This is a genomic window from Agromyces bracchium (assembly GCF_009709675.1).
In the GTDB taxonomy this organism is placed as follows: domain Bacteria; phylum Actinomycetota; class Actinomycetes; order Actinomycetales; family Microbacteriaceae; genus Agromyces; species Agromyces bracchium.
Genome location: NZ_WMLB01000043.1, coordinates 37,894 through 64,050 on the forward strand (window position 1 = coordinate 37,894; position 26,157 = coordinate 64,050).

27 protein-coding genes and 1 tRNA gene are annotated in these 26,157 nt (G+C 72.0%); 12 read left to right on the plus strand and 16 right to left on the minus strand.

All coding sequences use genetic code 11. The annotated features are described in order from the left end of the window. Window positions 1-484: 484 nt before the first annotated feature. From GJ743_RS18030 to GJ743_RS18040, 3 genes are all read right to left on the minus strand, one after another. A complete protein-coding gene (locus tag GJ743_RS18030; RefSeq protein ID WP_155053284.1) occupies window positions 485-982 on the minus strand; it encodes an HNH endonuclease in 498 nt (165 codons plus the stop codon). Window positions 983-1,321: 339 nt separating this feature from the next. Next, window positions 1,322-2,110 (minus strand): C40 family peptidase, encoded by a 789-nt coding sequence (locus GJ743_RS20305; RefSeq protein ID WP_328289331.1) that lies wholly within the window; start codon window positions 2,108-2,110, stop codon window positions 1,322-1,324. Window positions 2,111-2,455: 345 nt separating this feature from the next. Further along, a complete protein-coding gene (locus GJ743_RS18040; protein WP_155053285.1) occupies window positions 2,456-3,148 on the minus strand; it encodes a metal-dependent transcriptional regulator in 693 nt (230 codons plus the stop codon). Between the two features lie 152 nt (window positions 3,149-3,300). Here GJ743_RS18040 and serC point away from each other — a divergent pair, with 152 nt between their 5' ends. Both serC and GJ743_RS18050 read left to right on the plus strand, forming a co-directional pair. Beyond that, the gene (serC, locus tag GJ743_RS18045) at window positions 3,301-4,416 is read left to right on the plus strand and encodes a phosphoserine transaminase (RefSeq protein ID WP_155053286.1); all 1,116 of its coding nucleotides are present in this window, start codon (window positions 3,301-3,303) and stop codon (window positions 4,414-4,416) included. Window positions 4,417-4,426: 10 nt separating this feature from the next. Further along, window positions 4,427-4,696 carry a DUF2530 domain-containing protein gene (locus tag GJ743_RS18050; protein WP_155053287.1) on the plus strand — a complete coding sequence of 90 codons (270 nt, stop codon included), beginning with the start codon at window positions 4,427-4,429 and terminating at the stop codon, window positions 4,694-4,696. A 16-nt stretch (window positions 4,697-4,712) separates the two neighbouring features. Here the strand turns inward: GJ743_RS18050 and GJ743_RS18055 are convergent, their stop codons facing one another. Further along, on the minus strand, window positions 4,713-5,450 hold the full coding sequence (locus tag GJ743_RS18055) for a DUF3027 domain-containing protein (protein WP_155053288.1): 738 nt from the start codon (window positions 5,448-5,450) through the stop codon (window positions 4,713-4,715). After that, window positions 5,443-5,823 carry a cold-shock protein gene (locus GJ743_RS18060; protein WP_155053289.1) on the minus strand — a complete coding sequence of 127 codons (381 nt, stop codon included), beginning with the start codon at window positions 5,821-5,823 and terminating at the stop codon, window positions 5,443-5,445. The genes GJ743_RS18055 and GJ743_RS18060 overlap by 8 nt, the downstream gene beginning before the upstream one ends. A gap of 109 nt (window positions 5,824-5,932) precedes the next feature. On the opposite strand from GJ743_RS18060, the gene GJ743_RS18065 reads away from it, so the two are divergent. From GJ743_RS18065 to GJ743_RS18075, 3 genes are all read left to right on the plus strand, one after another. Next, window positions 5,933-6,208, plus strand: a complete 276-nt coding sequence (locus GJ743_RS18065) for a hypothetical protein (protein WP_328289332.1) — start codon at window positions 5,933-5,935, stop codon at window positions 6,206-6,208. A 5-nt stretch (window positions 6,209-6,213) separates the two neighbouring features. Then, window positions 6,214-8,088, plus strand: coding sequence for a helicase-associated domain-containing protein (locus GJ743_RS18070; RefSeq protein ID WP_155053290.1), 1,875 nt, complete (start codon window positions 6,214-6,216; stop codon window positions 8,086-8,088). Window positions 8,089-8,205: 117 nt separating this feature from the next. Further along, the gene (locus GJ743_RS18075) at window positions 8,206-9,849 is read left to right on the plus strand and encodes a DNA repair helicase XPB (RefSeq protein ID WP_155053291.1); all 1,644 of its coding nucleotides are present in this window, start codon (window positions 8,206-8,208) and stop codon (window positions 9,847-9,849) included. 7 nt (window positions 9,850-9,856) lie between these two features. On the opposite strand, the gene GJ743_RS18080 is transcribed toward GJ743_RS18075, so the two are convergent. From GJ743_RS18080 to GJ743_RS18095, 4 genes are all read right to left on the minus strand, one after another. Next, window positions 9,857-10,588 (minus strand): Pr6Pr family membrane protein, encoded by a 732-nt coding sequence (locus tag GJ743_RS18080; RefSeq protein WP_155053292.1) that lies wholly within the window; start codon window positions 10,586-10,588, stop codon window positions 9,857-9,859. A gap of 101 nt (window positions 10,589-10,689) precedes the next feature. Beyond that, on the minus strand, window positions 10,690-11,442 hold the full coding sequence (locus tag GJ743_RS18085; protein WP_155053293.1) for a pyrimidine reductase family protein: 753 nt from the start codon (window positions 11,440-11,442) through the stop codon (window positions 10,690-10,692). Further along, window positions 11,439-12,314 (minus strand): dihydropteroate synthase, encoded by an 876-nt coding sequence (folP, locus tag GJ743_RS18090; protein WP_155053316.1) that lies wholly within the window; start codon window positions 12,312-12,314, stop codon window positions 11,439-11,441. Before folP ends, GJ743_RS18085 begins: the two co-directional genes overlap by 4 nt. A 5-nt stretch (window positions 12,315-12,319) precedes the next feature. Beyond that, entirely contained in the window at window positions 12,320-13,552 is a 1,233-nt protein-coding gene (locus GJ743_RS18095; protein WP_155053294.1) for an NAD(P)/FAD-dependent oxidoreductase, read from the minus strand. A gap of 112 nt (window positions 13,553-13,664) precedes the next feature. Here GJ743_RS18095 and GJ743_RS18100 point away from each other — a divergent pair, with 112 nt between their 5' ends. The 3 genes from GJ743_RS18100 to GJ743_RS18110 all read left to right on the plus strand — a co-directional run bounded on the left by GJ743_RS18100 (window position 13,665) and on the right by GJ743_RS18110 (window position 16,661). Then, the gene (locus tag GJ743_RS18100) at window positions 13,665-14,354 is read left to right on the plus strand and encodes a response regulator transcription factor (protein ID WP_155053295.1); all 690 of its coding nucleotides are present in this window, start codon (window positions 13,665-13,667) and stop codon (window positions 14,352-14,354) included. Between the two features lie 41 nt (window positions 14,355-14,395). Then, complete coding sequence (locus GJ743_RS18105) at window positions 14,396-16,210, plus strand: sensor histidine kinase (RefSeq protein ID WP_155053296.1); 1,815 nt, start codon at window positions 14,396-14,398, stop codon at window positions 16,208-16,210. A 160-nt stretch (window positions 16,211-16,370) separates the two neighbouring features. Next, entirely contained in the window at window positions 16,371-16,661 is a 291-nt protein-coding gene (locus tag GJ743_RS18110; RefSeq protein WP_155053297.1) for a WXG100 family type VII secretion target, read from the plus strand. A 118-nt stretch (window positions 16,662-16,779) separates the two neighbouring features. Here the strand turns inward: GJ743_RS18110 and groL are convergent, their stop codons facing one another. From groL to GJ743_RS18130, 4 genes are all read right to left on the minus strand, one after another. Next, window positions 16,780-18,399, minus strand: coding sequence for a chaperonin GroEL (gene groL / locus GJ743_RS18115; RefSeq protein WP_155053298.1), 1,620 nt, complete (start codon window positions 18,397-18,399; stop codon window positions 16,780-16,782). A gap of 183 nt (window positions 18,400-18,582) precedes the next feature. Beyond that, the gene (locus GJ743_RS18120; RefSeq protein WP_155053299.1) at window positions 18,583-18,786 is read right to left on the minus strand and encodes a cold-shock protein; all 204 of its coding nucleotides are present in this window, start codon (window positions 18,784-18,786) and stop codon (window positions 18,583-18,585) included. 211 nt (window positions 18,787-18,997) lie between these two features. Beyond that, entirely contained in the window at window positions 18,998-19,540 is a 543-nt protein-coding gene (locus tag GJ743_RS18125) for a LytR C-terminal domain-containing protein (protein WP_328289333.1), read from the minus strand. 24 nt (window positions 19,541-19,564) lie between these two features. Continuing rightward, window positions 19,565-19,834 (minus strand): DUF3263 domain-containing protein, encoded by a 270-nt coding sequence (locus GJ743_RS18130; protein WP_230386906.1) that lies wholly within the window; start codon window positions 19,832-19,834, stop codon window positions 19,565-19,567. A gap of 237 nt (window positions 19,835-20,071) precedes the next feature. Between GJ743_RS18130 and msrB the strand changes: the two genes are divergently transcribed. Both msrB and GJ743_RS18140 read left to right on the plus strand, forming a co-directional pair. Further along, window positions 20,072-20,473 (plus strand): peptide-methionine (R)-S-oxide reductase MsrB, encoded by a 402-nt coding sequence (gene msrB, locus GJ743_RS18135; protein ID WP_155053301.1) that lies wholly within the window; start codon window positions 20,072-20,074, stop codon window positions 20,471-20,473. Window positions 20,474-20,475: 2 nt separating this feature from the next. Next, a complete protein-coding gene (locus tag GJ743_RS18140; protein WP_328289334.1) occupies window positions 20,476-21,027 on the plus strand; it encodes a nitroreductase family protein in 552 nt (183 codons plus the stop codon). Here the strand turns inward: GJ743_RS18140 and GJ743_RS18145 are convergent. From GJ743_RS18145 to GJ743_RS18155, 3 genes are all read right to left on the minus strand, one after another. Then, the gene (locus GJ743_RS18145) at window positions 21,011-22,069 is read right to left on the minus strand and encodes a DMT family transporter (protein WP_196217059.1); all 1,059 of its coding nucleotides are present in this window, start codon (window positions 22,067-22,069) and stop codon (window positions 21,011-21,013) included. The genes GJ743_RS18140 and GJ743_RS18145 overlap by 17 nt on opposite strands. 41 nt (window positions 22,070-22,110) lie before the next feature. Then, a tRNA-Thr gene (locus GJ743_RS18150) sits at window positions 22,111-22,183 on the minus strand. Window positions 22,184-22,313: 130 nt separating this feature from the next. Then, window positions 22,314-23,234, minus strand: a complete 921-nt coding sequence (locus GJ743_RS18155; protein WP_155053303.1) for a DsbA family protein — start codon at window positions 23,232-23,234, stop codon at window positions 22,314-22,316. Window positions 23,235-23,510: 276 nt separating this feature from the next. On the opposite strand from GJ743_RS18155, the gene GJ743_RS18160 reads away from it, so the two are divergent. Next, window positions 23,511-24,611, plus strand: coding sequence for an ABC transporter ATP-binding protein (locus GJ743_RS18160; RefSeq protein ID WP_155053304.1), 1,101 nt, complete (start codon window positions 23,511-23,513; stop codon window positions 24,609-24,611). 76 nt (window positions 24,612-24,687) lie between these two features. Then, window positions 24,688-26,004, plus strand: coding sequence for a DUF4032 domain-containing protein (locus GJ743_RS18165; RefSeq protein ID WP_155053305.1), 1,317 nt, complete (start codon window positions 24,688-24,690; stop codon window positions 26,002-26,004). The last annotated feature ends 153 nt before the right edge of the window (window positions 26,005-26,157 follow it).

A 26,157-nucleotide genomic window follows, 5' to 3' on the forward strand; every position in this document is an offset into this window, starting at 1 on the left:
CCTCGCGGACCGCTCGAGGTCCGGCCTCGCGGACCGCTCGTGCCCGGGCGCGAGCGGCCGTACCGGAGCTGCTCCGGTCTCCCGCAGGGCCGAGCGGTCGCGGAGCGCCGCACCCTCCCCACCGACCATCCCGTCGGTCGGACGCCGGCGATCGGTGCGGCGACCTGTCGCGGGCGGCCCGGACGCGGCATCCGGATGCGTCACGGAATCCGGATGCGGTCCAGCACGACGGGAATCGGGCGCCCAGCCGACGGTGCCGTCTGCGGGCAGGGCCGAGTGCCGTCGGGGCCGCATGGTCGGGGGCTGGCCGTGCGCGTCGTCACCGTACAAGGATGTGGAACCTCCGGTCCGGCACCGGCTCGGGGGAGGCGGTGGCGGGGCGTTGCGGGTCTGCCGGAGCCGGGGGTGCTCCGGACTCGTACCACCCTAGGGCACCGCCCGAGCGCTTGTCACGATGCGCCGCACCGGCGCGCCGAGCCGAGGCTCAGGCTGCACGTTCCAGGAAGTCGCTCCACTGCGGCAGCGGGCGCTCGAACCCGCGCACCACCCACCCGCGCCCGTGCGGCATGCGCGGCGTGATCCGCAGCGTCCAGCCCATCTCGGCGGGCGTGTGGTCGCCCTTGGCGTTGTTGCACCGCAGGCAGCAGGCGACGAGGTTCTCCCACGTGTCGCGTCCACCGCGCGAACGCGGCAGCACGTGGTCGATCGTCCCGGCCGACTTGCCGCAGTAGGCGCAGCGGTGCTCGTCGCGGCGCAGGACGCCGCGACGGCTGACCGGCACCTGGTGCACGCGCGGAGTCCGCACGTATCTCGTGAGGAGGATGACGCTGGGTCGGACCCAGTCGCCGGTCGTGCCGTGGACCGGATTCCCCTCGTCGTGCAGGATCACGGTGGCCTTCTCGTTCATGACGAGCAGGAGGGCGCGCTTGAACGAGACGACCGCGAGGGGCTCATATCCGGCGTTGAGCACGAGGGTGCGCATGGGGTGCCTTTCGATCGGTGCTGGATGGCTTCCAGCCGCGTGAAGGGAAGGACGATCCGGATGCCGCGGGGTGCGCGGAACCGCCCCGGAGACGCGAAACGGGCACCGTCGTGAAGACAGTGCCCGTCGGCATCCCGGCGCGGTCGCGACTCGGCTGACTACTGCGCCGCTGGTCGAAGAGCACGCGCGCACCCGCGGAATGGGTGCTGCTGCGCGGACCGACCATCGGACTTCCCCTACCCGGTATTCGGAATCGTCAGGGTCAAGGCTACGACACGAATGGCGTGCCGGGTCCTCCCGGCACGCCACTCGCGACACGCTTCACACGCTGTTCACACGTCAGATCCGCACGATCCAGTAGTCGCTCGTCCAGATCGGCTGGGTCCGCACGACCGTGCCCTCGTACGGCGCGTGGAGGATCATGCCGTTGCCGGCGTAGAAGCCGATGTGGCCGCTCATGACGACGAGGTCGCCGGGAACCGCCTCGGAGACGGGGATCTGCGTGCCGGCGGCACCCTGCGCGGAGGACGAGTGCGGGAGGCTGATGCCGAACTGCGCGTAGACGTACTGCACGAGGCCGGAGCAGTCGAACCCGGCCGGCGTCGCGCCGCCGTAGACGTACGGGACGCCGAGGTACTGCTGGGCGACGGCGAACACGCTGGCCGGATCCGCCGAACCGTAGACGGCGGCCGGGGTGTACTCGCTCGCGGCCGCGGCGTAGGAGGTCATCTGCTCGGCGGCGGCCTGACGTGCGGCCTCGGCGGCGGCGGCCTCCTCGGCCGCGCGCTGCGCCTCCTCGGCCGCGCGGATCTCCTCGCCCGAGACGGCGTCGTAGCCGTCCTCCGAGATGGGCGCCGCGATGACGTCCTCGGCGACCTCGACGTCCTGCGGGGCCGCCTTGGTCAGCTGGGTGCTCGCGGTGGCGCCGAACTGGATGCCGTCGGTGCCGGGCGCGAACGCGTAGGCGGGGATCGCGAGCGTGCCGACCAGGCCGGCCGCGACGGACATCACCATCACGTTCTTGGCGCTGCCGCGGCGGAGCCGGCGACCCAGCGAGTCCTTCTGGAGCTTCGCCTCCGCTGCGACGTCGGGCGTCGCCGCGGGCGCCGCCGGAGTCGCGCGACGCACGAGTGCGGTTCCGGTCCTGGGCTTGGGGGCGGTGGTCGCGCCGGAGCGGCGCCGGGGGAATCGAGCCAAAACGTGTCCTCCGCCCCACGAGGCCGAAGCTCCGTCTCACCTGTGCGCTTGGGGGCGCGTCACGGGTATCGGGGCCGAGCGGTGAGCGCGGGAGGCGTCTCGACCCTGTTCCTCCGGCTGGCTTGTCGCCGGCGGACTCGATCGAGAATACGCGAGAGGTCGTCGATTGTCACATTTCGATCACGGAGCGCCGGATTCCGCGCCCTGCGACGGTCGCCGATGCCGGATCCGAACGCGACGCGCGCCGGGCACCCCGCCCGCACGGGACCGTCCGGATCAATCCCCGATGAAGAGGTGACCGGCCAGCTCGGACGGCAGCTCGAGCGAGTCGTCGCGACCCTCGACCGAGACCGCCACGGAGGCCCCGTCGCGACGCAGCGTCACCCGGGTGCCGGGAAGCACGCCGGCCGCCTTGAGCCGCGCCAGCAGCTCCGGCTCGAACTGCGCGGGCTCGGCGAGTCGGCGGATCACGCCCTCGGCCGAACCGCCGCCCTCGTCGAGGGCCGTGAGCACGTTGCGCACGCCCTGCATGAACGGCGCGGCGGGCGGGGCGCCCAGCTCCTCCAGCCCGGGGATCGGATTGCCGTAGGGCGAGTGCGTGGGCTGGCCGAGGATCTCGACGAGGCGACGCTCGACGTGCTCGCTCATCACGTGCTCCCAGCGGCACGCCTCTTCATGGACGTACTCCCAGTCGAGGCCGATCACGTCGGCGAGCAGGCGCTCGGCGAGTCGGTGCTTGCGCATGACGTGCACGGCCTTCTGGCGGCCGTCGGCCGTGAGCTCGAGGTGCCGGTCGCCGGAGACCACGACGAGGCCGTCGCGCTCCATCCGCGCGACCGTCTGCGACACGGTGGGACCGGAGTGCCCGATGCGCTCGGAGATGCGGGCGCGGAGCGGCACGATGCCCTCCTCCTCGAGGTCGAGGATGGTGCGCAGGTACATCTCGGTCGTGTCGATGAGGTCGGTCAATTCGCTCCCCCTCGGCCGTCGGGCGCCTCGTGCATCAGAACAGACTACTGGCCGCAGCCGACATGCCGCCGAGCCCATCGGGTGGACACGACGAACGACGGGGACGGCGTCATCCGCCGCCATGGCGAATGCGCCGCGTCTAGGATCGGACCATGCCTGAGCTCGTGATCCCCTCGTCGCTCCTGCCCACCGACGGCCGTTTCGGTTGCGGCCCGTCGAAGGTGCGACCCGAGCAGCTCGCGCACCTCGCCGAGGTCGGGCCGCGCCTGCTCGGCACCTCGCACCGGCAGGCGCCGGTCAAGCAGCTCGTCGGCCGCGTCCGACAGGGCATCGCCGACCTCTACGGCCTTCCCGACGGCTACGAGGTCGTCCTCGGCAACGGCGGTTCGACCGCGTTCTGGGATGCCGCGGCCTTCGGCCTCATCGAGCGGCGCGCGCAGCTCTGCTCCTTCGGCGAGTTCGGCGCGAAGTTCGCCAAGGCCGCCGCCGCGCCGTGGCTCGAGGCGCCCGACGTCCGGAAGGCCGACCCCGGCTCCCGGGTCGACGCCGCCCCGCTCGAGGGCGTCGACGTCTACGGCTGGCCGCAGAACGAGACCTCGACCGGCGTCCAGGCGCCCGTCCGCCGGGTGCACGGCGACGACGACGCGCTCACGGTGATCGACGCCACGAGTGCAGCGGGCGGTGCCGCCGCCGACCCGGCGGAGTTCGACGTCCTCTACTTCGCACCCCAGAAGAACTTCGCCTCCGACGGCGGACTCTGGTTCGCGATCATGTCACCGGCCGCCATCGAGCGGATCGAGCGGATCGCGGCATCCGACCGCTACATCCCCGACTTCCTTTCGCTGAAGAACGCGGTCGACAACTCGCGCCTCGACCAGACGCTCAACACGCCCGCGCTCGCGACGCTCCTGCTCCTCGAGGACCAGCTCGAGTGGATGAACGCGTCGGGCGGCCTCGCCTGGGCCGACGCGCGCACGCGCGAGTCCTCCGGCATCCTCTACGACTGGGCTTCGCGGACTCCCGCGGCGACGCCGTTCGTCGCCGACCCCGAGCACCGCTCGCAGGTCGTCGTCACGATCGACTTCGACGGGTCGACGGATGCCGCCGCGCTCGCGAAGACGCTCCGGGCCAACGGCATCGTCGACACCGAGCCGTACCGCAAGCTCGGCCGCAACCAGCTCCGCGTCGCGACCTTCACCGCGATCGAGCCCGACGACGTGCGCGCGCTGACCGCGTCGCTGGACTGGGTGCTCGCCCAGAGCGGATAGGGTGACGGCCATGCGGCTGTGGCTCTCCGAGTCCGAGCGGCGTCCGGATCCGGAGCCGGTCCGGGCGGACGCGCGCAAGGCGCTGCTCGCCGGGACCATCGGCTGGATCATCGCGCTCGGCTTCGCGCTGGCGTTCTCCGGCTCACTCGCCGATGCGGGGTTCGGATGGTTCGTCGCCGCCGCCGCGATCGGGGTCGGTCTCGGCCTCGTCGGGCTCGTCGTCGTGCAGCTGCGACGTCGCCGTGATCGTCAGGGTCCGGACGGACCGCCCGCCCCCTGAACGCGGACCGGACGGCTCAGTCCGACTCGTCCGTCGGGTGCTCGTCCCCGGTTCCCTCGTCGTCTCGGTCGTCCTCGTCGTCGTCGTCCGCCGCGCGGTCGTCACCGACGTCCGCGGCATCCTCGTCATCGGCGCCGTCGCCTCCGGACCCGCCGGATGCGTCGAGCGCGTCGATGTCGATGCCGTCGAAGACGTCGTCACCCGCGTCCTCGTCGCCGAAGTCGTCGTCGGCGTCGGCGGGGCCGTCGTCCTCGAGCTCGTCGTCCTCGGCCCCGTCGTCGACTCCATCGGCCTCGTCGGACTCGTCGTCGACCGGCTCGGCCTCGGCGGCGGCCGCGAGCTGGGCCGCCCGGTACTCGGCGAGCCGTTCGGACCACGGCACCCACTCTGGCGCGAGGAGCGCCCGCTCGCCCGGGAGCAGCTCGGTCTCGAGCACGGTCGGGTCCGCCCCCTCGACCCTGGCGAGGGTGACCGACCAGTGCCACCCGGGGTACCCGGGCAGGTCGGCGGCGAAGTGCAGCGAGAGCACGTGGTCGTCGTTGGCCACGTGGCCGATCACGGAGCCGACCGTCTGCGGCGCGGTGACCTCGAGCAGCGCGCCACGCGCGAGGTCCACCGCGGCGAGCAGCACCTCGTCGGCGACGATCGGAGCCCGCTCCTCGGTGATCCCGGCGCGGTCGGATGCCTCGACCTCGCCCGGTTCGGACGCCTCGGTCGCCTCGGCCGAATCGCCGGGGAACTCCTCGTCAGGCATCCAGCTCGTCCGCAACCTTGCGCAGGAGGGCCGCGATCTTCCGGCTGTGCGCGTTGTCGGGGTAGCGGCCGCGCTTCAGGTTCGCGCCGATCCCGTCGAGGAGCTTCACGAGGTCCTCGACGATGACCGCCATGTCGTCGGCCGGCTTGCGGTGCATGCGCGCGAGGCTGGGCGGGGCGTCGAGGACGCGGACCGACAGCGCCTGGGCGCCGCGCTTGCCCTGTGCGATCCCGAACTCGAGCCGGGTGCCCGAGCGCACGGTCGCGCCGGCGGGAAGCGCGGAGGCGTGGAGGAAGACCTCCTGGCCGTCATCGCCGCTGATGAAGCCGAACCCCTTCTCCTCGTCGTAGAACTTGACCTTGCCGGTGGGCATCGATGGAACTCCCGCTGTCTCGGTGGGCGCGCCGGAAACCGCGGCGACGTCGGCCCCCAGTCTACGGTCCGGCACCCATCGGAACCGCCGTGGGGCCTATTCTGGGACGGTGAGCAATCAGGGCCCGATCACCGATCATCGTCTCGAGCGCATCCTCGCCTACATGGTGGCCGCGACCGTCGGGCTCTCGATCATCGCGTTCTTCGCGGTCATGATCGGCACGCTCGCGGGGGTCGGCGCCGACGACGGGTTCAGCGAGGGGATCTGGCCGTTCGTGCTCGTGCTCCCCCTCATCGGGCTGCCCATCGGCTTCGTCCTGCTGGTGGCACTCCTCATCGTCAACGGCCTGCGACGCTCGCGGGAGTCCCGGCAGGGCACGGACTGACGGCCATGCTGGTGCTCGCCGCGAGCCTCCGCGCGATTCCGCGCGAGCGCCTCGCGGCCGCGCTGGCCGTTCGCGAACTCGATCACTCGAGCGTCCGCGATCTCTTCGACCTCGCCGAAGCCCTCACCGCCGCCGACTCCATCGATCACGCCGTCGACCGGCTCGAGCGGCCGTCGCTCGCTGTCCTCGCCGCCGCCGCGGAGACCTCCGACGACGCGGGCTGGACCGACCTCGACCGACTCGCCGGCGAACTCCGCCGACTCGGTGCCGACGACCTCGCCGACGCCCTGGTCCACGACCCGGGCGCGGTGCTCGAGCGCCTCGAGGCGCGTCTCCTGGTGCTGCGCGACGGCACCCGGATCCACGTGCCGACCGAGATCGCCGCCCGGTTGGGCACGCGGCTCGACGACGACCTGCCGAGCCTCGAGTCCCTCGCCGCGCACGCCCCGCCGGTCGCCGTGCCAGGTGAGCGCCCCGACACGGGCCTGCTCGACCGGCGGGCCGCCGAGACGGCGCACAGCACCGTCGCCGCGACGGCCGAGCTGCTCTCCGGACTCGCCGTGCAGCCGGCCCGCGAACTCGCGAAGGGCGGCTTCGCGCTGCCCGATGCCAAGCGACTCGCCGAGGCCGCCGGGGTCGAGCTCGACGAGTTCCCGCGTCTCGTGCGCCGCGCGACCGAGGCGGGGCTGATCGTCCGCGACGGCCCGGTGTGGCTCGAGTCCGATGCGGGCGCGGAGTGGATCATGCTCGGCACGGGGTCCCGGTGGACCCGGCTCGCTGAGGCCTGGCGGGCCCGCATCCCCGCCCCGCTGCGCGACCTCGTCGTCCGGCGCAGCGAGGCCCTGAGCTCCTCGTCCATCCGGGACGACGTCGCCTGGTACTACCCCGGCGGGGGCGCGTGGCTCCGCGACGGCATGGACCGGCTGCTGGAGGACGCCGAGGCGCTCGGCCTCGCGGTCGCGGGCGAGCCCCTCGAGACGGCGTCCCTCGTGCTCTCCGGCGACCTCGCAGGCGCTGCCGAGCGCCTCTCCCGGCACTTCCCGCAACAGGTCGACAAGGTCTACGTGCAGCACGACCTGACGATCGTCTCCCCCGGCCCGCTCGAGCCCTCCCTCGACGCCCGGCTGCGGGCCTTCGCCGAGGTCGAGGGTCGCGACCTCGCGTCGAGCTACCGCGTGACCGCGGCATCCGTCAACCGCGCCCTCGCCGCGGGAGACAGCGAGGAGGGGATCCGCGCCTTCCTCGAGGAGATCTCGCTGACCGGCATCCCCCAGCCGCTCGCCTACCTGCTGAGCGAGTCCGCGGCGCGGTTCGGCGCCGTCCGGGTCGGTGCCGCCGATCCGTCCGAGGCGCCCGCGCGGGCATCGGTGCGATCCGAGGACCCCCAGCTCATCGGCACGCTCCTCGTCGACCAGTCCCTCTCCTCGCTCGGGCTCCGACAGGACGGCGCGCACCGCCTGCTGTCCCGCTTCACGCCCGACGTGGTGTTCTGGGGCCTGAGCGACGCGCGCTACCCGGTCGCCGCGGAGGACGCGGAAGGGCGCATCGTGCGCCTGCGCCGGCATCACGTCGGGCACGCGCCGGCGCCGGCCCCGCGCACCGACCCGCTGGAGGCCCTGCTCGACCGACTCGCCGAGGCCGATGCCGAGGGCGGGACGGAGCAGGCCTGGCTCGCGCGCCAGCTCGAAGCCGCCGCCCGCGCGAAGGAGACCCTCACGGTGACGGTGCGGATGCCGGGCGGCGACACGGCCGACTACCTGCTCGCCCCGGCGAGCGTCGCGAACGGGCGGCTCCGCGCGCGCGACCGCAAGTCCGACATCGAGCGGACGCTGCCGATCTCCGCCATCGCAGCGGTTGCGCCGGCTCCGGCGGGGAGCTGACGCGAAGCGACGGACGTCGACGGCGAGCCGGGCGCGGACGCCGCGCCGGGCCCGCCACGCCGTGGCATCCGTCGCCCTCGGCCCCGCCCTCGGGAATCCCAGATAGACTGGTCCGCTATGTCAGACGGCCCCCTGATCGTCCAGAGCGATCGCACCGTGCTCCTCGAGGTGGCGAACCCGCTCGCCGAGGATGCTCGGCACGACCTCGCCATCTTCGCCGAGCTCGAGCGCGCACCCGAGCACATCCACACGTACCGCATCACGCGGCTCGGCCTGTGGAACGCGCGTGCGGCGGGGCACACGGCCGACGACATGCTCGGCACGCTCGAGCGCTACGCGAAGTTCCCGGTCCCGCAGACCGTCGCCGTCGACATGCGCGAGACCGTCGACCGCTATGGCCGGCTCGTGGTCGACCGCACCGACGACGGCGAGCTGCGACTGCGCAGCGACGACCTCGCCGTGCTGACCGAGGTCGCGGGCGCGAAGCGCGTCTCACCGCTGCTCACCGAGCGCATCGACGACACGAGCTTCCTCGTCGAGGCGTGGGCGCGCGGCGCGTTGAAGCAGGAGCTCGTGAAGCTCGGCTGGCCGGCCGAGGACCTCGCCGGCTACACCCCGGGCACGCCGCACGAGATCGACCTCGAACAGGACGGCTGGCACCTGCGCGACTACCAGCAGAAGGCCGTCGACAACTTCTTCGAGTGCGGCTCGGGCGTGGTCGTCCTGCCGTGCGGCGCGGGCAAGACGCTCGTGGGCGCGGGCGCGATGGCCACCGCGAAGACCACCACGCTGATCCTCGTGACGAACACCGTGAGCGCGCGCCAGTGGCGAGACGAGCTCCTGCGCCGCACGAGCCTCACCGCCGAGGAGATCGGCGAGTACTCCGGCCAGACCAAGGAGGTCAAGCCGGTCACGATCGCCACGTACCAGATCCTGACCGCGAAGCGGAAGGGCGAGTACGCCCACCTGGCGCTGCTCGACGCACTCGACTGGGGCCTGGTGGTCTACGACGAGGTGCACCTGCTGCCCGCACCCGTCTTCAAGCTCACCGCGGAGCTGCAGGCCCGCCGCCGGCTCGGCCTCACCGCGACGCTCGTGCGCGAGGACGGCCGCGAGGGCGACGTCTTCTCGCTCATCGGCCCCAAGCGGTTCGACGCGCCGTGGAAGGAGATCGAGGCCCAGGGCTTCATCTCGCCCGCCGCCTGCTACGAGGTGCGCATCGACCTGCCGCAGTCCGAGCGGCTCGCGTACGCGGCATCCGCCGACGACGAGCGCTATCGCCTCGCCGCGACCGCACCCGCGAAGCTCGGCGTCGTGAAGGAGCTCGTGGCCAGGCACGCGGGCGAGCGCATCCTCGTCATCGGCCAGTACCTCGACCAGATCGACGAGCTCGCGGAAGCGCTCGGCGCGCCGCAGCTGACCGGCGCCACCCCCGTCGACGAGCGGGAGCGGCTCTTCCAGGAGTTCCGCGAGGGCGCGACACCGGTGCTGGTGGTGTCGAAGGTCGCGAACTTCTCGGTCGACCTGCCGGAGGCGACGGTCGCGATCCAGGTCTCGGGTTCGTTCGGCTCACGTCAGGAGGAGGCGCAGCGCCTCGGCCGCCTCCTGCGTCCGAAGGAGTCCGGACTGTCGGCGAACTTCTACACGCTCGTCGCGCGCGACACGGTCGACCAGGACTTCGCGCTGAACCGCCAGCGGTTCCTCGCCGAGCAGGGTTACAGCTACACGATCCTCGACGCGCACGCCCTCGAGGCCGCCTGAGCCGCGTTCAGACGGATGCCTCGGCGACGGGCCGCGCGCGGCGAAGCCGCGTGCCGACCCACCAGGCGAGCCGGTCGAGCGCCATCACGACGAGCCCGAGCACCGCGATGTACGCGACGACCCGGAGCATCTCGAGCAGCGAGCCGAGCGCGCCGAGCGCATCGGTGTCGAGGAACGGGTACGGGAACCGGTCGGGCACCTCGGGCAGCGCCAGCGCGCGCCAGAGGAAGAGGAGCCCGTACACGGCCGGGTAGGCGAGCCACCACGCGGCATCCCGCCACCGCACCACGCGGTGCGGCCCGAACGCGACCCAGTCGACGAGCACCATGAGCGGCACGACGTAGTGCATCGCGAAGATCGCCCGATTGGCGAGCTGGTCGGTCGGGTCCGCGACGAAGAGACCCGGGATCGGGTTCTCGAAGTGGTTGAGCAGGACGTGCGAGACGACCATCGTCGTGAGGATCCAGGTGGTCACCCCGCCGCGCAGGATCGGCGCCGGGGGCGCAGCGCGCCCGCGCCGCACCATCCAGTAGAGCGCGCCCGCGAAGTACGCGAAGACGATGACGTTGCTCTGCGTCGTGAAGTACGCCAGGCGGCGCTCGCCCGCGACGAGTCCCCAGAGCACCACGAGCACGATCCCCACGCGCCACCAGAATGCGGGCGTCGCCCAGACGTTCACGCGCGCCTCCGACTCGGGGCACTCTGCGGGCCGGGTCCGGTCGGCGGCGTCGACGCTCACCCCACCACCTCTTCCTCGTCATCGGGCGGGCGCGTCGCGCACCGCACGCAGAGGCTAGGCGTCGTCGTCGGAGCGTGTCAATGCGTTGAAGATCGGAGCGCTCATCGCCGCGAATAGCGGAGGAACAGCATGCGCTCGCCCGGGATCGCGTGCACGAGCCGCATCGCGCGCGGACGCTCGGTCGCCGACTCCGAGATGCGCGGGGCGGCGCCGCCGACGAGCACCGGGCTGAGCGTCACGCACAGCTCGTCGACGAGGTCGTCCTCGGCAAGCGCCCCGAGCAGGCCGGGCCCGCCCTCCGAGAGGATCGAGCGGAGGCCCCGCCGTCCGAACTCGGCGAAGGCCGCGGCGAGGTCGACGCGCCGGTCGCCCGCGACGATCACGTCGGCGACGCCGTCGAGCGCCTCCCGCCGGTCGGGCGGTGCAGCTGCGCTCGTGACGACGAGCGGCCGCGAGACGGCATCGGCGAAGAACGGATGCTCCGGCTCCAGCTCGAGCCCCGACGAGACCACGGCGAACCGTGGCTGCGGGTCGCGTCCGCGCGCCGCCCGCCACGCGGCATCCGCCTCGACGACCGCGGCACCGCCGTAGCCCTCTGCGCGGACCGTGCCCGAGCCGACGAGCACGACGTCGGCGTGCGACCGGAGCACCGACATGAGCCGCTGGTCCTCGTCGTCGCCGAGGCCGCCGCTGCGCCCGGCGAGCCTCGCCGCGCCGTCGAGGCTCTCGACCATGTTGACCCGGCAGAAGACCGCGTCGGCGCCGCCCGAGTCGACGACGTCGACGGCGTAGGCGGCGTGCATCCGATCCGCGTCGAACGGCCCCCGGTCCGCTGCCGTGGTGCCGGCGGTCACGACGCACCGCCCGGCCGCAGGTTGTGCTCGAGGAACGCCGGCTCGCGCCATCCCTCGATCGCCTCGACCATCCGGACGGCGTCGACCGTCTCGCGCACGTTGTGCACGCGCACGATGCGCGCCCCTCGGTCGATGCAGTACACGGCCGCCGCGAGCGACCCGGCGAGCCGGTCGCGCCGGTCGCGGCGCCCGAGGCTCTCGCCCACGAAGTCCTTGTTCGAGAGGGCGACGAGCAGCGGCGGCCCGATCTCGGCGATCTCGCCGAGGCGCCGTGTCAGCTCGAGCGAGTGCAGCGTGTTCTTGTTCAGGTCGTGCCCGGGATCGATGACGATGCGTTCGTCGGGCACGCCGTGGGCGCGGGCGAGGTCGATGCGTTCGCGGAGGAACGCGGCGACCTCGGCGACGACGTCGCCGTACTCCGGCATCGGGTGCGGCCGGCGCGGCGCGGCGAGGCTGTGCGTGATCACGATCGTCGCGTCGCTGTCGGCGACGACGTCGGCCATGACCGGGTCGTGGATGCCGGTGGTGTCGTTGATCACGTGCGCGCCCGCCGCGATCGCCCGACGCGCCACCTCGGGGTGGAACGTGTCGACCGAGACGACGGCGCCCGATCCGGCGAGCGCGGCGACGACGGGCACCACGCGATCCGCCTCCTCCTCGACCGGGATCGGCGGCCCCGGAGCGAACTTCGCGCCGCCGATGTCGACCCAGTCCGCACCGTCGGCCACCGCGGCCTGCGCCGCCTCGACCGCGCGGTCGAGCGCGAAGGTCGCGCCCCGGTCGTAGAACGAGTCGGGCGTGCGGTTCACGATCGCCATGACCGCGACCTGCCGGGCGAAGTCGAACTCGCGCGGGCCGATGCGGCGGACCATCCCGCTCACGCGGCGCCGATTCCGCCAAGGGGCACCGCGGGGTCGGCGAGCACCGCGGGGTCGACCGCGACGCGGTCGCGGATGAGCCGCTGCACCTCGTCGTTCACGTCCCACACGTTGACGTTCATTCCCGCCACGACCCGCCCGTCGAGGACCCAGAACGCGATGCACTCGCGGGCCGCGAGGTCGCCGCGCACGACGAGGTCGGCGCGCTCCGCGAGCTCGCCGTATCCCGAGTACTCCATGCCGAGGTCGTACTGGTCGGTGTAGAAGTACGGGATCTCGTCGTACTCGAGCGGCTCGCCGGCGAGCACGCGCCCGACGGCGCGCCCGCTCGCGTCGGCGTTCGCCCAATGCTCGACGCGCAGCCGGTGGCCGAGCGTCGGGTTGAACACGTTCGCGACGTCGCCCGCGGCGTACACGCCGTCCGCGCTCGTGCGGAACGAGGCATCCGTCGCGATGCCGTCGTCGACCGTGAGGCGAGCGGATGTCGCGAGCCCGACGTTCGGCGTCGCCCCGATGCCGACGACCACGAGGTCGGCCGGCACCTCCTCGCCGGTCGAGAGGACGACGCCGCGCACGCGGCCCCGCTCGCCGGCGATCGCCGACACCGCGACCTCGGTGCGCACCTCGACGCCGTGCTCGCGGTGGAGTTCGGCGAACATGCCGCCGAGCTCGCGCCCGACCGCGCCGACGAGCGGCGCCTCGCTCCGCCCCAGCACCGTGACGGCGTCGCCGTACCCGCGTGCCGCGGCCGCCACCTCGAGGCCGATCCAGCTCGAACCGATGACCACGACGCGCCGGTCGCCGGCACGGAGCGCGGTGCGCAGGTGCGTGGCGTCGGGCAGCGACCGCAGATGGTGGATGCCGCGGAGACCCGCACCGGGTCCGTCGAAGCGCCGTGGCGATGCGCCGGTCGCGATCAGCAGGCGGTCCCAGGCGAGGTCGCCCGCGTCGGTCTCGAGCGTCCGCGCATCGGCGTCGAGTGCGGTCGCACGCACGCCGAGCCGGAGTTCGACGTCGTGGTCGCGGTACCACGCGGCATCCAGCGGGTAAATGGCGCTCGACGGGTCATCGCCCGCGAGGTACCCCTTCGAGAGCGGGGGCCGTTCGTACGGGCGGCGGCGCTCCTCGGTCACCACCACGATCTCGTCGGCCGACCCGTGCTCGCGCATCGACTCGGCCGCTCGCGCCGCCGTGAGGCCCCCGCCGACGATCACCACCCGTTCGCGTGCCATGTCGCGAGTCTTGCACGGCCTCCCGCGTGCGTCGAAGGCTCATGGCATCCGCTCGCATCGCATTCGAGCAATTCCCAGCCAAGATTCAGCCCACGCGCAGCAGAATCGTTGCATGAGTGACGGACCTCGCATCCTCATCGTCGACGACGAGCCCAACATCCGCGACCTCCTGACGACGAGCCTCCGGTTCGCGGGCTTCGCGGTGCGCGCGGTGGCCAACGGCGCGCAGACCATCTCGGCCGTGCTCGAGGAGGAACCCGACCTGATCATCCTCGACGTCATGCTGCCCGACATGAACGGCTTCGGCGTCACCAAGCGCCTCCGGTCGGCCGGGTACACGGCGCCGATCCTCTTCCTCACCGCGAAGGACGACACGGAGGACAAGATCACCGGCCTCACGGTCGGCGGCGACGACTACGTCACGAAGCCCTTCAGCCTCGACGAGATCGTCGCTCGCATCCGCGCCATCCTGCGCCGCACGATGCACGCCGAGGAGGACGCGGTGATCCGCACCGGCGAGCTCACGATGGACCAGGACACGCACGAGGTGCTCGTGGGCGACGTGCCCGTCGAGCTCTCCCCCACCGAGTTCAAGCTGCTGCGCTACCTGATGCTGAATCCGAACCGGGTGCTGTCGAAGGCCCAGATCCTCGACCACGTCTGGGAGTACGACTTCAACGGCGACGCGGGCATCGTCGAGAGCTACATCTCGTACCTGCGCCGCAAGCTCGACCAGCACTCCTCCGAGCCGCTCATCCAGACCAAGCGCGGCTTCGGGTACATGCTGAAGTCGAAGTCGTAGTACAGGCCCGGTACAGGGAGGATCCGTAGACTCGGCCCGCCATGCACCAGACCCTCGCCGACCGTTGGAGCCGGATCTCGCTCCGGACCAAGATCACGGGCGTCACCGTCCTCATGCTGACGCTCGGCCTCCTGGTCTCCGGCATCGGCACGGCGGCGATGCTGCGCTCGTACGTCGAGTCGCAGCTCGAGGCGAAGCTCGAGTCGATCGCGTCCAGCAGGATCTCCGAGTACCTCACGCGCGGTGACGGCGGCTCGTCTGGATCCGAGGGTGCGTTCGACTTCAACGCCTCCGACGACGTGTTCGTCGCGATCTACGACGCGAACACGGGCATGTTCGTCGACCACAACTGGGGCGCACGCGAACCCGGGGCGTTCCCGCTCATCCCCAAGCAGCTGACGCAGGCGGATGTCTACGCCCAGAACGCCGGCGGCGGGTACCGCGTCTTCTCCCTCCCCGACGCCAACGGCGACCTCACGTTCCGCGGCGTGTACGCCGTCATGTACGCCGACGAGCAGGGCAACCTCGCCCCGATCATCATCGCGATCTCCTCGCAGGACACCGAGCGGCTGCTCGCCGCGTACCTCACGATCTTCCTCGGCTTCGGCATCGGCGTGGTGCTCGTCGGCGCGCTGCTCACCCGCATGCTCGTCACCACCACGTTCACTCCGCTCCGCGAGGTCGAGGCCACGGCCGCCGCGATCGCCGACGGCGACTTCAGCCAGCGGCTCGGCGGCGCGACGCCGAACACCGAGGTCGGGCGCCTGAACCGTTCGCTCAACACGATGCTGAACCGCATCGACCGGGCGTTCCGCGACCGCGCGCGCACGATCGACCAGATGCGCCGCTTCGTCGGGGACGCCTCGCACGAGCTCCGCACCCCGCTGGTCTCGGTGCGCGGCTACGCCGAGCTGTACCGCATGGGCGCCCTGCAGAACCCGGAGGACGTCGCCCAGGCGATGGACCGCATCGAGAAGGAGGCCATCCGCATGGGTGGCCTCGTCGAAGACCTCCTCGCCCTCGCCCGTCTCGACGAGGCGAAGCCGCTCGACCTCGCCGAGGTCGACCTCGTGCCGCTCGCACGCGACGCCGCGCTCGACGCCATGGCGGCGAACCCGGGGCGCACCGTGACCGTCATCGCACCCGAGGCGATCGCCACCGGCTCGACGGAGGTGGTCCCCGCCGACGTCGAGGTCGACCTCGACGCGACGGCGGCGCGTTCGTCGGGCCCCATGGCGTTCGCCGGGGCGACCCTCGCCCGCCTGCGCGGACGTCGCGCGAACGAGCCGGCCGACGACGCCGCCACGCCGCGAGGAGGCCGCCGTAGCGGTCGCGGCGGCGCGACGGCACGGACGGGTCGAGGCGGGTCCGCGCGCGCGACCGTCGCGGCGGATGTCGCCGCGGATGCCTCCGTGACGACGGCTCCCGCCGAGGCCCCGGCAGCGGTCGTCCCGGTGCGCCGGGCGACCGTGCTCGCCGAGGAGAACAAGATCCGCCAGGTGATCACCAACCTGATGGGCAACGCGGTCCGCTTCACGCCCGTCGAGAGCCCGATCGAGATCCGCGTTTCGGTCGATGACGACGCCGAGCGGGCGCTCCTCGAGATCGTGGACCACGGCGAGGGCATCCCGCCCCAGATCCGCGAGAAGATCTTCCAGCGGTTCTGGCGCGCCGACACCTCCCGCACCCGGGAGACGGGCGGATCCGGCCTCGGACTCGCGATCGTCTCGTCGATCGTCTCGGCGCACAACGGCCACGTCGACGTCGTCGAGACGCCGGGCGGTGGAGCAACGTTCCGCGTGGCGCTCCCCCTCGCGGGATCGAGCGCGGCGCCGCAGTCCGTCGCCCACGCCTGAACCACACCCGCGCTCGGCCGCCCGACCTCCACCCGCTCGTCCTCCCGCGCTCGTCCTCCACACGCGCGCGGAAGTCGCGCGCGCCGCCGGTTCGCGAGACACCGCGGCGTGACCGCGCGACACGTAGCTACGGTCGCAGCACCACGACGAGAGGAAGACCATGACGAGGTACCAGGTCGACAGCGAGCAGGTGCACGCCGCGACGCAGGGCATGCAGGCGACGATCGGGCGCATCCAGTCCGAGGTGGCAGCGCTCCTCGCTCAACTCACCGGGCTGCAGGGCTCCTGGTCGGGCCAGGCGTCGTCGGCGTTCCAGGCCGCGGTCGCCGACTGGCGGGTGACGCAGCAGCACGTCGAGCAGAGCCTCGCCGGGCTGAACCAGGCGCTCGGGGCCGCCGCGATGCACTACGCCGATGCCGAGCAGTCGAACGCGCGCCTGTTCGTGCGGTGAGCCGCCGGGCGGCCTGCTCGCGGCTCGCCCGGACACGACGAAGGGCGCCTCCCGGAGGAGGCGCCCTTCGCGCGTGGTGCGGCGGATGCCGCGGTGCGGATCGGGATCCGCGGGAGGACTAGAAGTCCATGCCGCCCGTCGGGTCGGCGGGAGCGGCAGCGACCTTCTCCGGCTTGTCGGCGACGACGGCCTCGGTGGTGAGGAAGAGGCCGGCGATCGACGCGGCGTTCTGCAGCGCCGAGCGGGTCACCTTGGCGGGGTCGATGATGCCCTGCGCGAGCAGGTCGCCGTACTCGCCGGTCGCGGCGTTCAGGCCGTGGCCCGCGGGGAGCTCCGAGACCTTGTTCGCCACGACGCCCGGCTCGAGGCCGGCGTTGAGGGCGATCTGCTTGAGCGGAGCCTCGATGGCGACCTTGACGATGTTCGCACCGGTCGCCTCGTCGCCCACGAGCTCGAGCTTGCCGAACGCGACCTTGCCGGCCTGGATGAGCGCGACGCCACCACCGGCGACGATGCCCTCCTCGACGGCGGCCTTCGCGTTGCGGACGGCGTCCTCGATGCGGTGCTTGCGCTCCTTGAGCTCGACCTCGGTGGCCGCGCCCGCCTTGATGACGGCGACGCCGCCGGCGAGCTTGGCGAGGCGCTCCTGCAGCTTCTCGCGGTCGTAGTCCGAGTCGGTGTTCTCGATCTCCGAACGGATCTGGGCCACGCGGCCGGCGATCTGGTCGGGGTCGCCCGCGCCCTCGACGATGGTCGTCTCGTCCTTGGTGATGACGACCTTGCGGGCCTGGCCGAGCAGGTCGAGGGTCGCGTTCTCGAGCTTGAGGCCGACCTCCTCGGAGATGACCTGGCCGCCGGTGAGGATCGCGATGTCCTGGAGCTGGGCCTTGCGGCGGTCGCCGAAGCCCGGCGCCTTGACGGCGACCGACTTGAAGATGCCGCGGATCTTGTTCACGACGAGCGTGGCCAGGGCCTCGCCGTCGACGTCCTCGGCGATGATCAGGAGCTGCTTGCCCGACTGGATCACCTTGTCGACGATCGGGAGCAGGTCCTTGATGTTCGAGATCTTCTGGTTGGCGATGAGGATGTACGGGTCCTCGAAGACCGCCTCCTGGCGCTCCGGGTCGGTGACGAAGTACGCCGACAGGTAGCCCTTGTCGAAGCGCATGCCCTCGGTCAGCTCGAGCTCGGTGCCGAAGGTGTTCGACTCCTCGACGGTGACGACGCCCTCCTTGCCGACCTTGTCGATCGCCTCGGCGATGATCTCGCCGATCTGCGGGTCTGCGGCCGAGATGGACGCGGTCGCGGCGATCTCGTCCTTGGTCTCGACCTCCTTGGCGGCGGCGAGGAGCTCCTCCGAGACGGCCGAGACGGCCTTCTCGATGCCGCGCTTCAGCGAGATGGGGTCGGCACCGGCGGCCACGTTGCGGAGGCCCTCGCGCACGAGCGCCTGGGCGAGCACGACCGAGGTCGTGGTGCCGTCACCGGCGACGTCGTCGGTCTTCTTCGCGACCTCCTTGACGAGCTCCGCACCGATCTTCTCGTACGGGTCGTCGAGCTCGATCTCCTTGGCGATCGACACGCCGTCGTTCGTGATCGTGGGGGCGCCCCACTTCTTCTCGAGCACGACGTTGCGGCCGCGCGGGCCGAGGGTCACCTTGACCGCGTCGGCGAGCGTGTTGAGGCCACGCTCGAGGCCGCGACGGGCCTCCTCATCGAAAGCAATGATCTTTGCCATGTGTGTCTCTCGTCCCTTCCCGGACGTCTAAGAACCGTGGGTTGGCACTCGAAACGAGTGAGTGCTAAACCGATTCTGGCACTCGCCTGCGTCGAGTGCAAGCGAGCGTGACGTCGGTTCGCGGCGCGCGGACATGCGGAAGCGCCGCCGGGGGCATCCGGCGGCGCTTCCGAAGAATCGAACTCAGGCGGGGCGGACCGCCTCGGCCTGCGGGCCCTTCGAGCCGGAGCCCACCTCGAAGGTGACCTGCTGGCCCTCCTCGAGGACCTTGTAGCCGGACATGTCGATGGCGGAGTAGTGGACGAAGACGTCCTGGCCCCCACCGTCGACGGTGATGAATCCGTATCCCTTTTCAGCGTTGAACCACTTCACGGTTCCGTTCGCCATGCGTTGCTCCCATGTTGCCGTGTATCGAAGTCAGCACGTGCCGTCGGCTGTACCGGGCCGTCGTCGTGCCGACGTCGACGACGGGGACCGGCGCCGGGTGCTCACACGGGTGTTTCGAGCGGCCGTTTCTAGATACTCACGGCGCGGCGGCCGTGCACAAGACTTCGAACGCAACGATTGGTCGCAGAATGGCAACGATTCGGTCACCGGCTCATTCGGCGACCGCGTCCGCGTAGTCCGCACCGAGGACCACGACGAGCTGCATGCCCTCCTCGCCGAACTCCTCCGACAGCCTCACCTCGGCCTCGGGGAGCTGCTGGGCGACGCCGCGTGCCGCACCTTCGAGGTCGGCCGAGGCGTAGTAGACGACGGTCTGCTCGATGTCGTTGCGGTCGGCGTTCGTGGTGATCCCGACGGGGACACCGGCCGCCGTGAGCGTCTCGCCCGCCCGGGCGGCGAGCCCGGTCGTCGAGGTGCCGTTCAGGACCGCGACGGTCACGTCCGGGGCGAGCGTCGGCTCGGCCGTCGGCACGGCCGAGGCCGGTGCCGTCGGAAGCACCGTGTCGTCGAAGTCGAGCCGCTGGTTGTAGGCGGCGACGGCGGCGATGCCGGCACCCGCGAGCACGACGGTCGCGAGCGCCGCCCATGCGAAGGCCACCCAGCGCCGTCCGCGACGCGCGGGAGCGCGGTGCGCGCCGACCCGGTCCATGCCGTGCGGGATCGAGTCGAACCGGTCGCGGGGGAACTTCTGCACCTGTGGTCCAGTCGGTCGGGGCGCTCAGGCGAGCGGCCGGGCGGTCGGGATGGTTCGGCGCGCGCGCGACTGCGCACGTGCGTCGCGCTGCCGCTGCAGGCGACCGATGAGCATCGGGTCGAACCGCAGGGCGGCCGGCGAGTCGACGAGCGTGCCGAGGAGGCGATAGTACCGGGCGGCGGAGAGTCCGAGTTCCTCGCGGATCGCGTCGGCCTTGCGAGCGGGGTCGCGCCACGACCGCGATTCGAAGGCGAGGATCGCGCGCTGCGCCTCGTCCAGACCGTCCGCGTCCATCTCACCTCGTTCCTCTGCGTCCGCCGTCGACCACATCCTAGAGAGCGGATGCCGCGAGCCCGCCCCACGCGACGGCGCGGCCCGAACGTGAGCGGCCTCGCGCCGATCCGGCCCGCATCGACGCCGACGGGCCGGCCGGCCGCCGGCCGGGAACAGCGTCGCACCGGGACACGTTGCACTCGACGTCCCGCAAAGCTGCGACGATGGAAGACGGCCGGCCGAACCCGAGGAGACCGCATGGCGTACCAGGTGAACAAGTCCGACGACGAGTGGCGCGCAGCCCTCGACGACGAGCAGTACGCGGTGCTGCGCGAGGCCGCGACCGAGCGCCCGTGGACGGGCGAGCTCCTCGACGAGGAACGCGCGGGCGTCTACGCGTGCGCCGCATGCGGCAGCGAGCTCTTCAAGTCGGGCACGAAGTTCGACTCCGGCTGCGGCTGGCCGAGCTTCTACGAGTCCGTGCGCCCCGAGGCGGTCGAGCTCATCGAGGACACCTCGCTCGGGATGGTGCGCACGGAGGTGCGGTGCGCGAACTGCGGCTCCCACCTCGGCCACGTCTTCCCCGATGGCTTCGGCACCCCCACGGGCGACCGGTACTGCATGAACTCGATCGCGCTCGACTTCACCCCCGAGCCCTGATCGTGGGCGCCGCCCGGGACGCGGTCCTCGCGCGTCGGTCCTGGCCGAAGGTGACGGATGCCGCGCCGACCGACGCCGAGCTGCTCGACCTCGTCCAGGCCGCCTCGACCGTCGCCGACCACGCAGCCCTGGCGCCGTGGCGCGTGATCGCGCTGCGCGGCGATGCCCGGGTTCGACTCGGGGAGGCCCTCGTGGAGGCGTCCGGATCCGAGGGCTCCGCCGCGGAGAAGCTCGCGGGCAAGCCGCTCCGCGCTCCCCTGCTCATCGCGCTCGTCGCGGCCGTGCGTCCGCACCCGAAGGTGCCCGCATGGGAGCAGGAGGCGTGCGCCGCCGGCGTCGGCCATACGCTCGCCCTGCTGCTCGACGACGCGGGGTGGGGCGTCATGTGGCGCACCGGGCCGTTCACGCGGCATCCGGCCGTCGCCCGCATGCACGGGCTGGGCGATGGCGAGCACCTGCTCGGCTGGCTCTACGTGGGCGGCCGCAGCGCGGCCGACCGGCCGCAGCGCCGCATCGGGACCCGCGCGGCCGACCGCTTCACGGCGCTCGACTGACGTCGCCGGGCTGCGCGCCCGGCATCGCCGGAACCTCCGCCGCGAGGTGCCGCGCGGGGCGCCAGCGGATGCTCGCGAGCGCCACCGCCACGAGCGCGAGCACGGTGCCGCCGACGGTCGCGAAACCCACCGGCCGTGCCGACGTGGGCAGCAGCAGGTCGAGGGCCAGCGCGACGGCGAGCTGGCCGGCGACGAGGCCGAGCGCGAGCACGAGCACGCCCACGCGCCGCACGAGCACCGCCTGGGCGGCGATGAACACGCACCCGATCGCGCCGCCGGCGTAGAGCCACGGCGCCGTCGGGAACGAGTTCGGCCAGCCGACGGATGCCGCGTGCACGAGCATCACGACGACGAGCACGATCGTGCCGACGAGGAAGTTCGTGAACGTGGCCGCGAGCGCGCTCGCGGACGCGGTGCGCACGCGACCGTTCATCGCCTGCTGCCAGGATGCGCCGACCCCGGCCGAGAAGGGCAGCAGCATGAGCCAGAGCGGGACGGCCTCGGCGACCTGGGCGGACACCGCCCAGCCGATCGCGACGAGCGCCAGCACCGCGCCGGCGATGCGAGTGGGGCTGAGCGGACGCCGACCGCCCGGGCCGAGCCCGATCGCGTCGAACACGACGCCGCCGAGGGTCTGGCCGGCGACGATGGCGACGGTGAAGAGCGCCACGCCCAGGACCCCGGCCGCGAGACCCTGGGTGGCGACGAACCACGCACCGGCGACGCCGCCGAGCAGCATCCACCACGCGAGCCGCCGTGCGCGCACCGCGGTGCGGAGTCGAGCGAGGCCCCGCCGGCCCGCCGGCCACAGCACCGCGAGCAGCGACAGGATCACGAGCCCCGAGCCGAACGAGATCGCCGCCGCGACCGCGAAGTCGTCGAGCTCGCGCGAGAGCTCGCCGTTGACGCGGGACTGCAGGGCGACGAAGCCGCCCGAGACGATCGTGAGCGCGATGGCGACCCACATCGGCATCCGGGAGGGCTCGGCGTGGGCGTGGTGGTGGGCGTGCTCCGGGCCGCCCGGAGCGCCGTGCGAGGGCACCGCCGGAGCCGGCCTCGGAGGACCGGAGGACGTCGACATCGAGCCGGCTACGGGACTCGAACCCGTAACCACCGCTTTACAAGAGCGGTGCGCTACCAATTGCGCCAAGCCGGCATGGAACCCTGCCATCCTACCGAGGCGCCGGCCGGGCACGCACGGCGACGGCCGGGCACGCACGGCGACGGCCGGGCACGCACGGCGACGGCCCGGCCGATCGGCCGGGCTGTCGAGGTCGCGATCGGGGTCAGCCCGCGTCGGGCGTGGGCGTCGGGGTCGGCGTCGCCTCGGACTCCGAGTAGCTCTCGCCGGTGGCCTGGAGGACGAACGCCTGGAACTCGGCGGGGTCCTCGAGGGAGCCGACGTACTGCTTGCCGTTCACGAGCACGGTGGGCGTGCCGGTCACCGACTCGAGGTCGGAGTTCGGGATCGGCTCGGTGAGCGCGCGCTCCGTGGCATCCTGCACCCAGCTCTTGAAGCGGGTGTCGTCGATGCAGGAGTCGACCGACGCGGCCGCCCCCGCCTCCGCCGCGAGGTCCTTGATCTCGTCGTTCGTGAGGCCCGCGGTGAGCTCCTCGGGCTGGTTCTCGAACATGAGCGCGTTGAAGTCGAAGAACGCCTCGGGCGACTCCTCCGCCACGCACGCGGCGGCGTTCGCGGCGCGGAGCGAGTACTGCGTGCCGGCGGACTTGTTCGTCAGGATGGCGATCGGGTGGATCTCGAGCGTCGCGGCGCCCTGCTCGACCATCGTGCGCATCGTCTCGGAGTTCGTCGTCTCGAACTGGCCGCAGAACGGGCACAGGTAGTCGATGTAGACGACGATGTTCGCGACGGTGCCGCTCTCGTCGGGCACCGTCGGGGTCGGCTGGCCGCCCGCCGGGATCGCCGGGGTCTCGACGGCCTCGATGCCGTTCTCGCCGCCGACGAGGAGGATCCCGTCGCTCGCCATGTTCTGCGGGCCGGGGCCCTCCGGACGGATGCTGTTGAAGATCAGGCCGCCGATCAGCGCGGCGACCGCCACGATCGCGAGGACCACGCCGCCCTGGATGAGGAACCTGTTGCGGCGATCGCGCTTGCGCTGCTCCTCACGGAGGACGCGGGCCTTCTCGCGGGCCGCCTCGCGGCGTTGGTTGCGGGTGGGGCGTGGCTCTGATCCGCCAGTGCTCATCGTGGGGTCTACTCCGGGTCGCTGTGGGGGCGCGCGCGCATGCAGGCGCACGCACCGAAGAGTGTAGGAGCGATCACTGGGAATCGTCCAAACGACGCCCGGACGCGGGCTGGACGCGGCATCCGCTCGGCACGCCCCGACCGGTCACGGCCGATGCCGCGGAATCGGCCGCTCGGCGAACCCATGGCATACTGGGTGGGCGTCGACATCGAAGTCGACGTTTCCATTCACAACGGATCGTCCGGCACGTACCTGCCGGTGAAGGAGAACAGAACCATGGCGTCAGTCACGTTCGACAAGGCCACCCGCCTGTACCCCGGTGGCACCCGTCCCGCCGTCGACCAGCTCGACCTCGAGATCGCAGACGGCGAGTTCCTCGTCCTCGTCGGTCCCTCGGGCTGCGGCAAGTCCACCTCGCTCCGCATGCTGGCGGGCCTCGAAGAGGTCAACGAGGGCAACATCTTCATCGGCGACCGCAACGTCACCGACGTGCCGCCGAAGGACCGCGACATCGCGATGGTCTTCCAGAACTACGCGCTGTACCCGCACATGACCGTCGCCGAGAACATGGGCTTCGCGCTCAAGATCGCGGGCGTCGGCAAGGAGGAGCGTGCAGCGCGGGTCCTCGAGGCCGCGAAGCTGCTCGACCTCGAGCCGTACCTCAACCGCAAGCCGAAGGCGCTCTCGGGCGGCCAGCGCCAGCGCGTCGCCATGGGCCGCGCGATCGTGCGCCAGCCGCAGGTGTTCCTCATGGACGAGCCGCTGTCGAACCTCGACGCCAAGCTCCGCGTCCAGACCCGCACCCAGATCGCCTCGCTGCAGCGCCGCCTCGGCGTCACCACGGTCTACGTCACGCACGACCAGACCGAGGCCCTCACCATGGGCGACCGCATCGCGGTGCTGAAGGACGGCGTTCTGCAGCAGGTCGGCACGCCGCGCGAGCTCTACGAGCGGCCGTCGAACGTCTTCGTCGCGGGCTTCATCGGCTCGCCGGCGATGAACCTCTTCCACGCCGACGTCGCCGACGGCGGCGTCAAGTTCGGTTCGTCGGTCGTCCCGGTCGACCGCGAGGCACTCGACTCGGCCTCCGGCTCGGTCGTGACCGTGGGTGTGCGCCCCGAGGACATCGAGGTCTCCACGACCCCGGGTCAGGGCCTCGAGGTGAAGGTCGACCTCGTCGAGGAGCTCGGCGCCGACGGCTACCTCTACGGCCACTCCGAGATCGAGGGCAAGCGCACCGACATCGTCGCGCGCGTCGACGGCCGCAACCACCCGTTCGCGGGCGACACGGTCTACCTGCTCCCGACCCCGAAGCACGTGCACGTCTTCGACGCCGAGTCGGGCGAGCGCCTGCTCAAGGAGGCGGTCGCCAGCTGATCGACTCCGGTCGTCCACGAAGCCGGTCGGGCCCTCGGCCCGGCCGGCTTCGTCGTTCCCCGGTACGCTGTCCATGATGAGCGGCACTCTCTCGATCACGTCGGCGATGACCGACCCCGCACTGCTCGACCTCCCGTGGGACCTCCCACTCGAGGCCTGGCCGAGCGAGAACATCGCCGCGCTGCCCAAGGGCATCTCGCGGCACCTCGTGCGCTTCGCGCACCTCGGCGGGCACGTCGTGGCGATCAAGGAGACGACCGCCGAGATGGCCAAGGGCGAGTACGAGATGCTCCGCACGCTCCAGCGTCTCGAGATCCCGTGCGTCGAGCCGGTGGCCGTGATCACGAACCGCACGGATGCCGACGGCGAGGCCCTGGCGCCCGTGCTCGTGACCCGGCACCTCCGCTTCTCGCTGCCATACCGCGCGCTCTTCTCGCAGACGCTCCGCCCCGATACCGCGACCCGCCTCGTCGACGCCCTCGCGGTGCTGCTCGTGCGCCTGCACATCATCGGGTTCTTCTGGGGCGACGTCTCGCTCTCGAACACGCTGTTCCGGCGCGATGCGGGTGCGTTCGCGGCGTACCTCGTCGACGCCGAGACCGGCAAGCTGTACGAGGGCGGGCTCTCGAACGGCCAGCGCGAGAACGACCTCGAGATCGCCCGGGTGAACATCGCGGGTGAACTGCTCGACCTCGAGGCGGGCGGGCGCGTCGCCGACGAGCTCGACCCCGTGCGCATCTCGAACGGCATCGTCGACGCCTACCGGAACCTGTGGCGCGAGCTCACGGGCAGCGAGTCCTTCGGCATGGCCGAGCGCTGGCGCATCAACGAGCGCGTCAACCGCCTCAACGACCTCGGGTTCGACATCGAGGAGCTCGCGATCCGCACCGACGAGTCGGGCACGACGCTCCGCATCCAGCCCAAGGTCGTCGACGCCGGGCACCACCAGCGGCGCCTGCTGCGCCTCACCGGCCTCGACGCCGGCGAGAACCAGGCGCGTCGACTGCTCAACGACCTCGACTCCTACCGAGCCGCGTACCGGAGGGACGCCGACGAGGAGATGGTGGCCCACGAATGGCTCATGCGCGTGTTCGAGCCGGTCGTGCGCGCGGTGCCGCCCGAGCTGCGCGGCAAGCTGGAGCCCGCCGAGATCTTCCACCAGCTGCTGGAGCACCGGTGGTACATGGCCCAGACGGCGGGGCGCGACATCCCCCTCGCCGAGGCCCTCACCTCGTACATCAACGACGAACTCCGCCATCGCCGCGACGAGGCGACCGTCATCGGGCCGCCGACCGAGGCGATCACGACCGCGATGCCCGCGATCGCACCAGACACCGCGGCCGTGCCGGTGCACGATCCCGACGACGAGGGCGACTGGCGCCTCAAGGTCTGACCCGCCGCGCCCCGCCCGCGCGCCGTTGGTCGAGTAGGACGCGGAGCGCCCGTACCGAGACCGGCCGTCCGGTGGTCGAGTAGGACGCGGAGCGCCCGTACCGAGACCCTGCCCCGGTAGTCGAGTAGGACGCGAAGCGCCCGTACCGAGACC

What these genes read in the sequence shown, in the direction of transcription:
- GJ743_RS18030 (WP_155053284.1), bottom strand. Translation starts at nt 982, where the DNA reads ATGCGCACCCTCGTGCTCAACGCCGGATATGAGCCCCTCGCGGTCGTC.
- serC (WP_155053286.1), top strand. Translation starts at nt 3,301, where the DNA reads ATGCCTGAGCTCGTGATCCCCTCGTCGCTCCTGCCCACCGACGGCCGT.
- GJ743_RS18050 (WP_155053287.1), top strand. Translation starts at nt 4,427, where the DNA reads ATGCGGCTGTGGCTCTCCGAGTCCGAGCGGCGTCCGGATCCGGAGCCG.
- GJ743_RS18055 (WP_155053288.1), bottom strand. Translation starts at nt 5,450, where the DNA reads ATGCCTGACGAGGAGTTCCCCGGCGATTCGGCCGAGGCGACCGAGGCG.
- GJ743_RS18060 (WP_155053289.1), bottom strand. Translation starts at nt 5,823, where the DNA reads ATGCCCACCGGCAAGGTCAAGTTCTACGACGAGGAGAAGGGGTTCGGC.
- GJ743_RS18070 (WP_155053290.1), top strand. Translation starts at nt 6,214, where the DNA reads ATGCTGGTGCTCGCCGCGAGCCTCCGCGCGATTCCGCGCGAGCGCCTC.
- GJ743_RS18075 (WP_155053291.1), top strand. Translation starts at nt 8,206, where the DNA reads ATGTCAGACGGCCCCCTGATCGTCCAGAGCGATCGCACCGTGCTCCTC.
- folP (WP_155053316.1), bottom strand. Translation starts at nt 12,314, where the DNA reads ATGGTCCGCCGCATCGGCCCGCGCGAGTTCGACTTCGCCCGGCAGGTC.
- GJ743_RS18095 (WP_155053294.1), bottom strand. Translation starts at nt 13,552, where the DNA reads ATGGCACGCGAACGGGTGGTGATCGTCGGCGGGGGCCTCACGGCGGCG.
- GJ743_RS18100 (WP_155053295.1), top strand. Translation starts at nt 13,665, where the DNA reads ATGAGTGACGGACCTCGCATCCTCATCGTCGACGACGAGCCCAACATC.
- GJ743_RS18105 (WP_155053296.1), top strand. Translation starts at nt 14,396, where the DNA reads ATGCACCAGACCCTCGCCGACCGTTGGAGCCGGATCTCGCTCCGGACC.
- GJ743_RS18110 (WP_155053297.1), top strand. Translation starts at nt 16,371, where the DNA reads ATGACGAGGTACCAGGTCGACAGCGAGCAGGTGCACGCCGCGACGCAG.
- groL (WP_155053298.1), bottom strand. Translation starts at nt 18,399, where the DNA reads ATGGCAAAGATCATTGCTTTCGATGAGGAGGCCCGTCGCGGCCTCGAG.
- GJ743_RS18120 (WP_155053299.1), bottom strand. Translation starts at nt 18,786, where the DNA reads ATGGCGAACGGAACCGTGAAGTGGTTCAACGCTGAAAAGGGATACGGA.
- GJ743_RS18130 (WP_230386906.1), bottom strand. Translation starts at nt 19,834, where the DNA reads ATGGACGCGGACGGTCTGGACGAGGCGCAGCGCGCGATCCTCGCCTTC.
- msrB (WP_155053301.1), top strand. Translation starts at nt 20,072, where the DNA reads ATGGCGTACCAGGTGAACAAGTCCGACGACGAGTGGCGCGCAGCCCTC.
- GJ743_RS18155 (WP_155053303.1), bottom strand. Translation starts at nt 23,234, where the DNA reads ATGAGCACTGGCGGATCAGAGCCACGCCCCACCCGCAACCAACGCCGC.
- GJ743_RS18160 (WP_155053304.1), top strand. Translation starts at nt 23,511, where the DNA reads ATGGCGTCAGTCACGTTCGACAAGGCCACCCGCCTGTACCCCGGTGGC.
- GJ743_RS18165 (WP_155053305.1), top strand. Translation starts at nt 24,688, where the DNA reads ATGAGCGGCACTCTCTCGATCACGTCGGCGATGACCGACCCCGCACTG.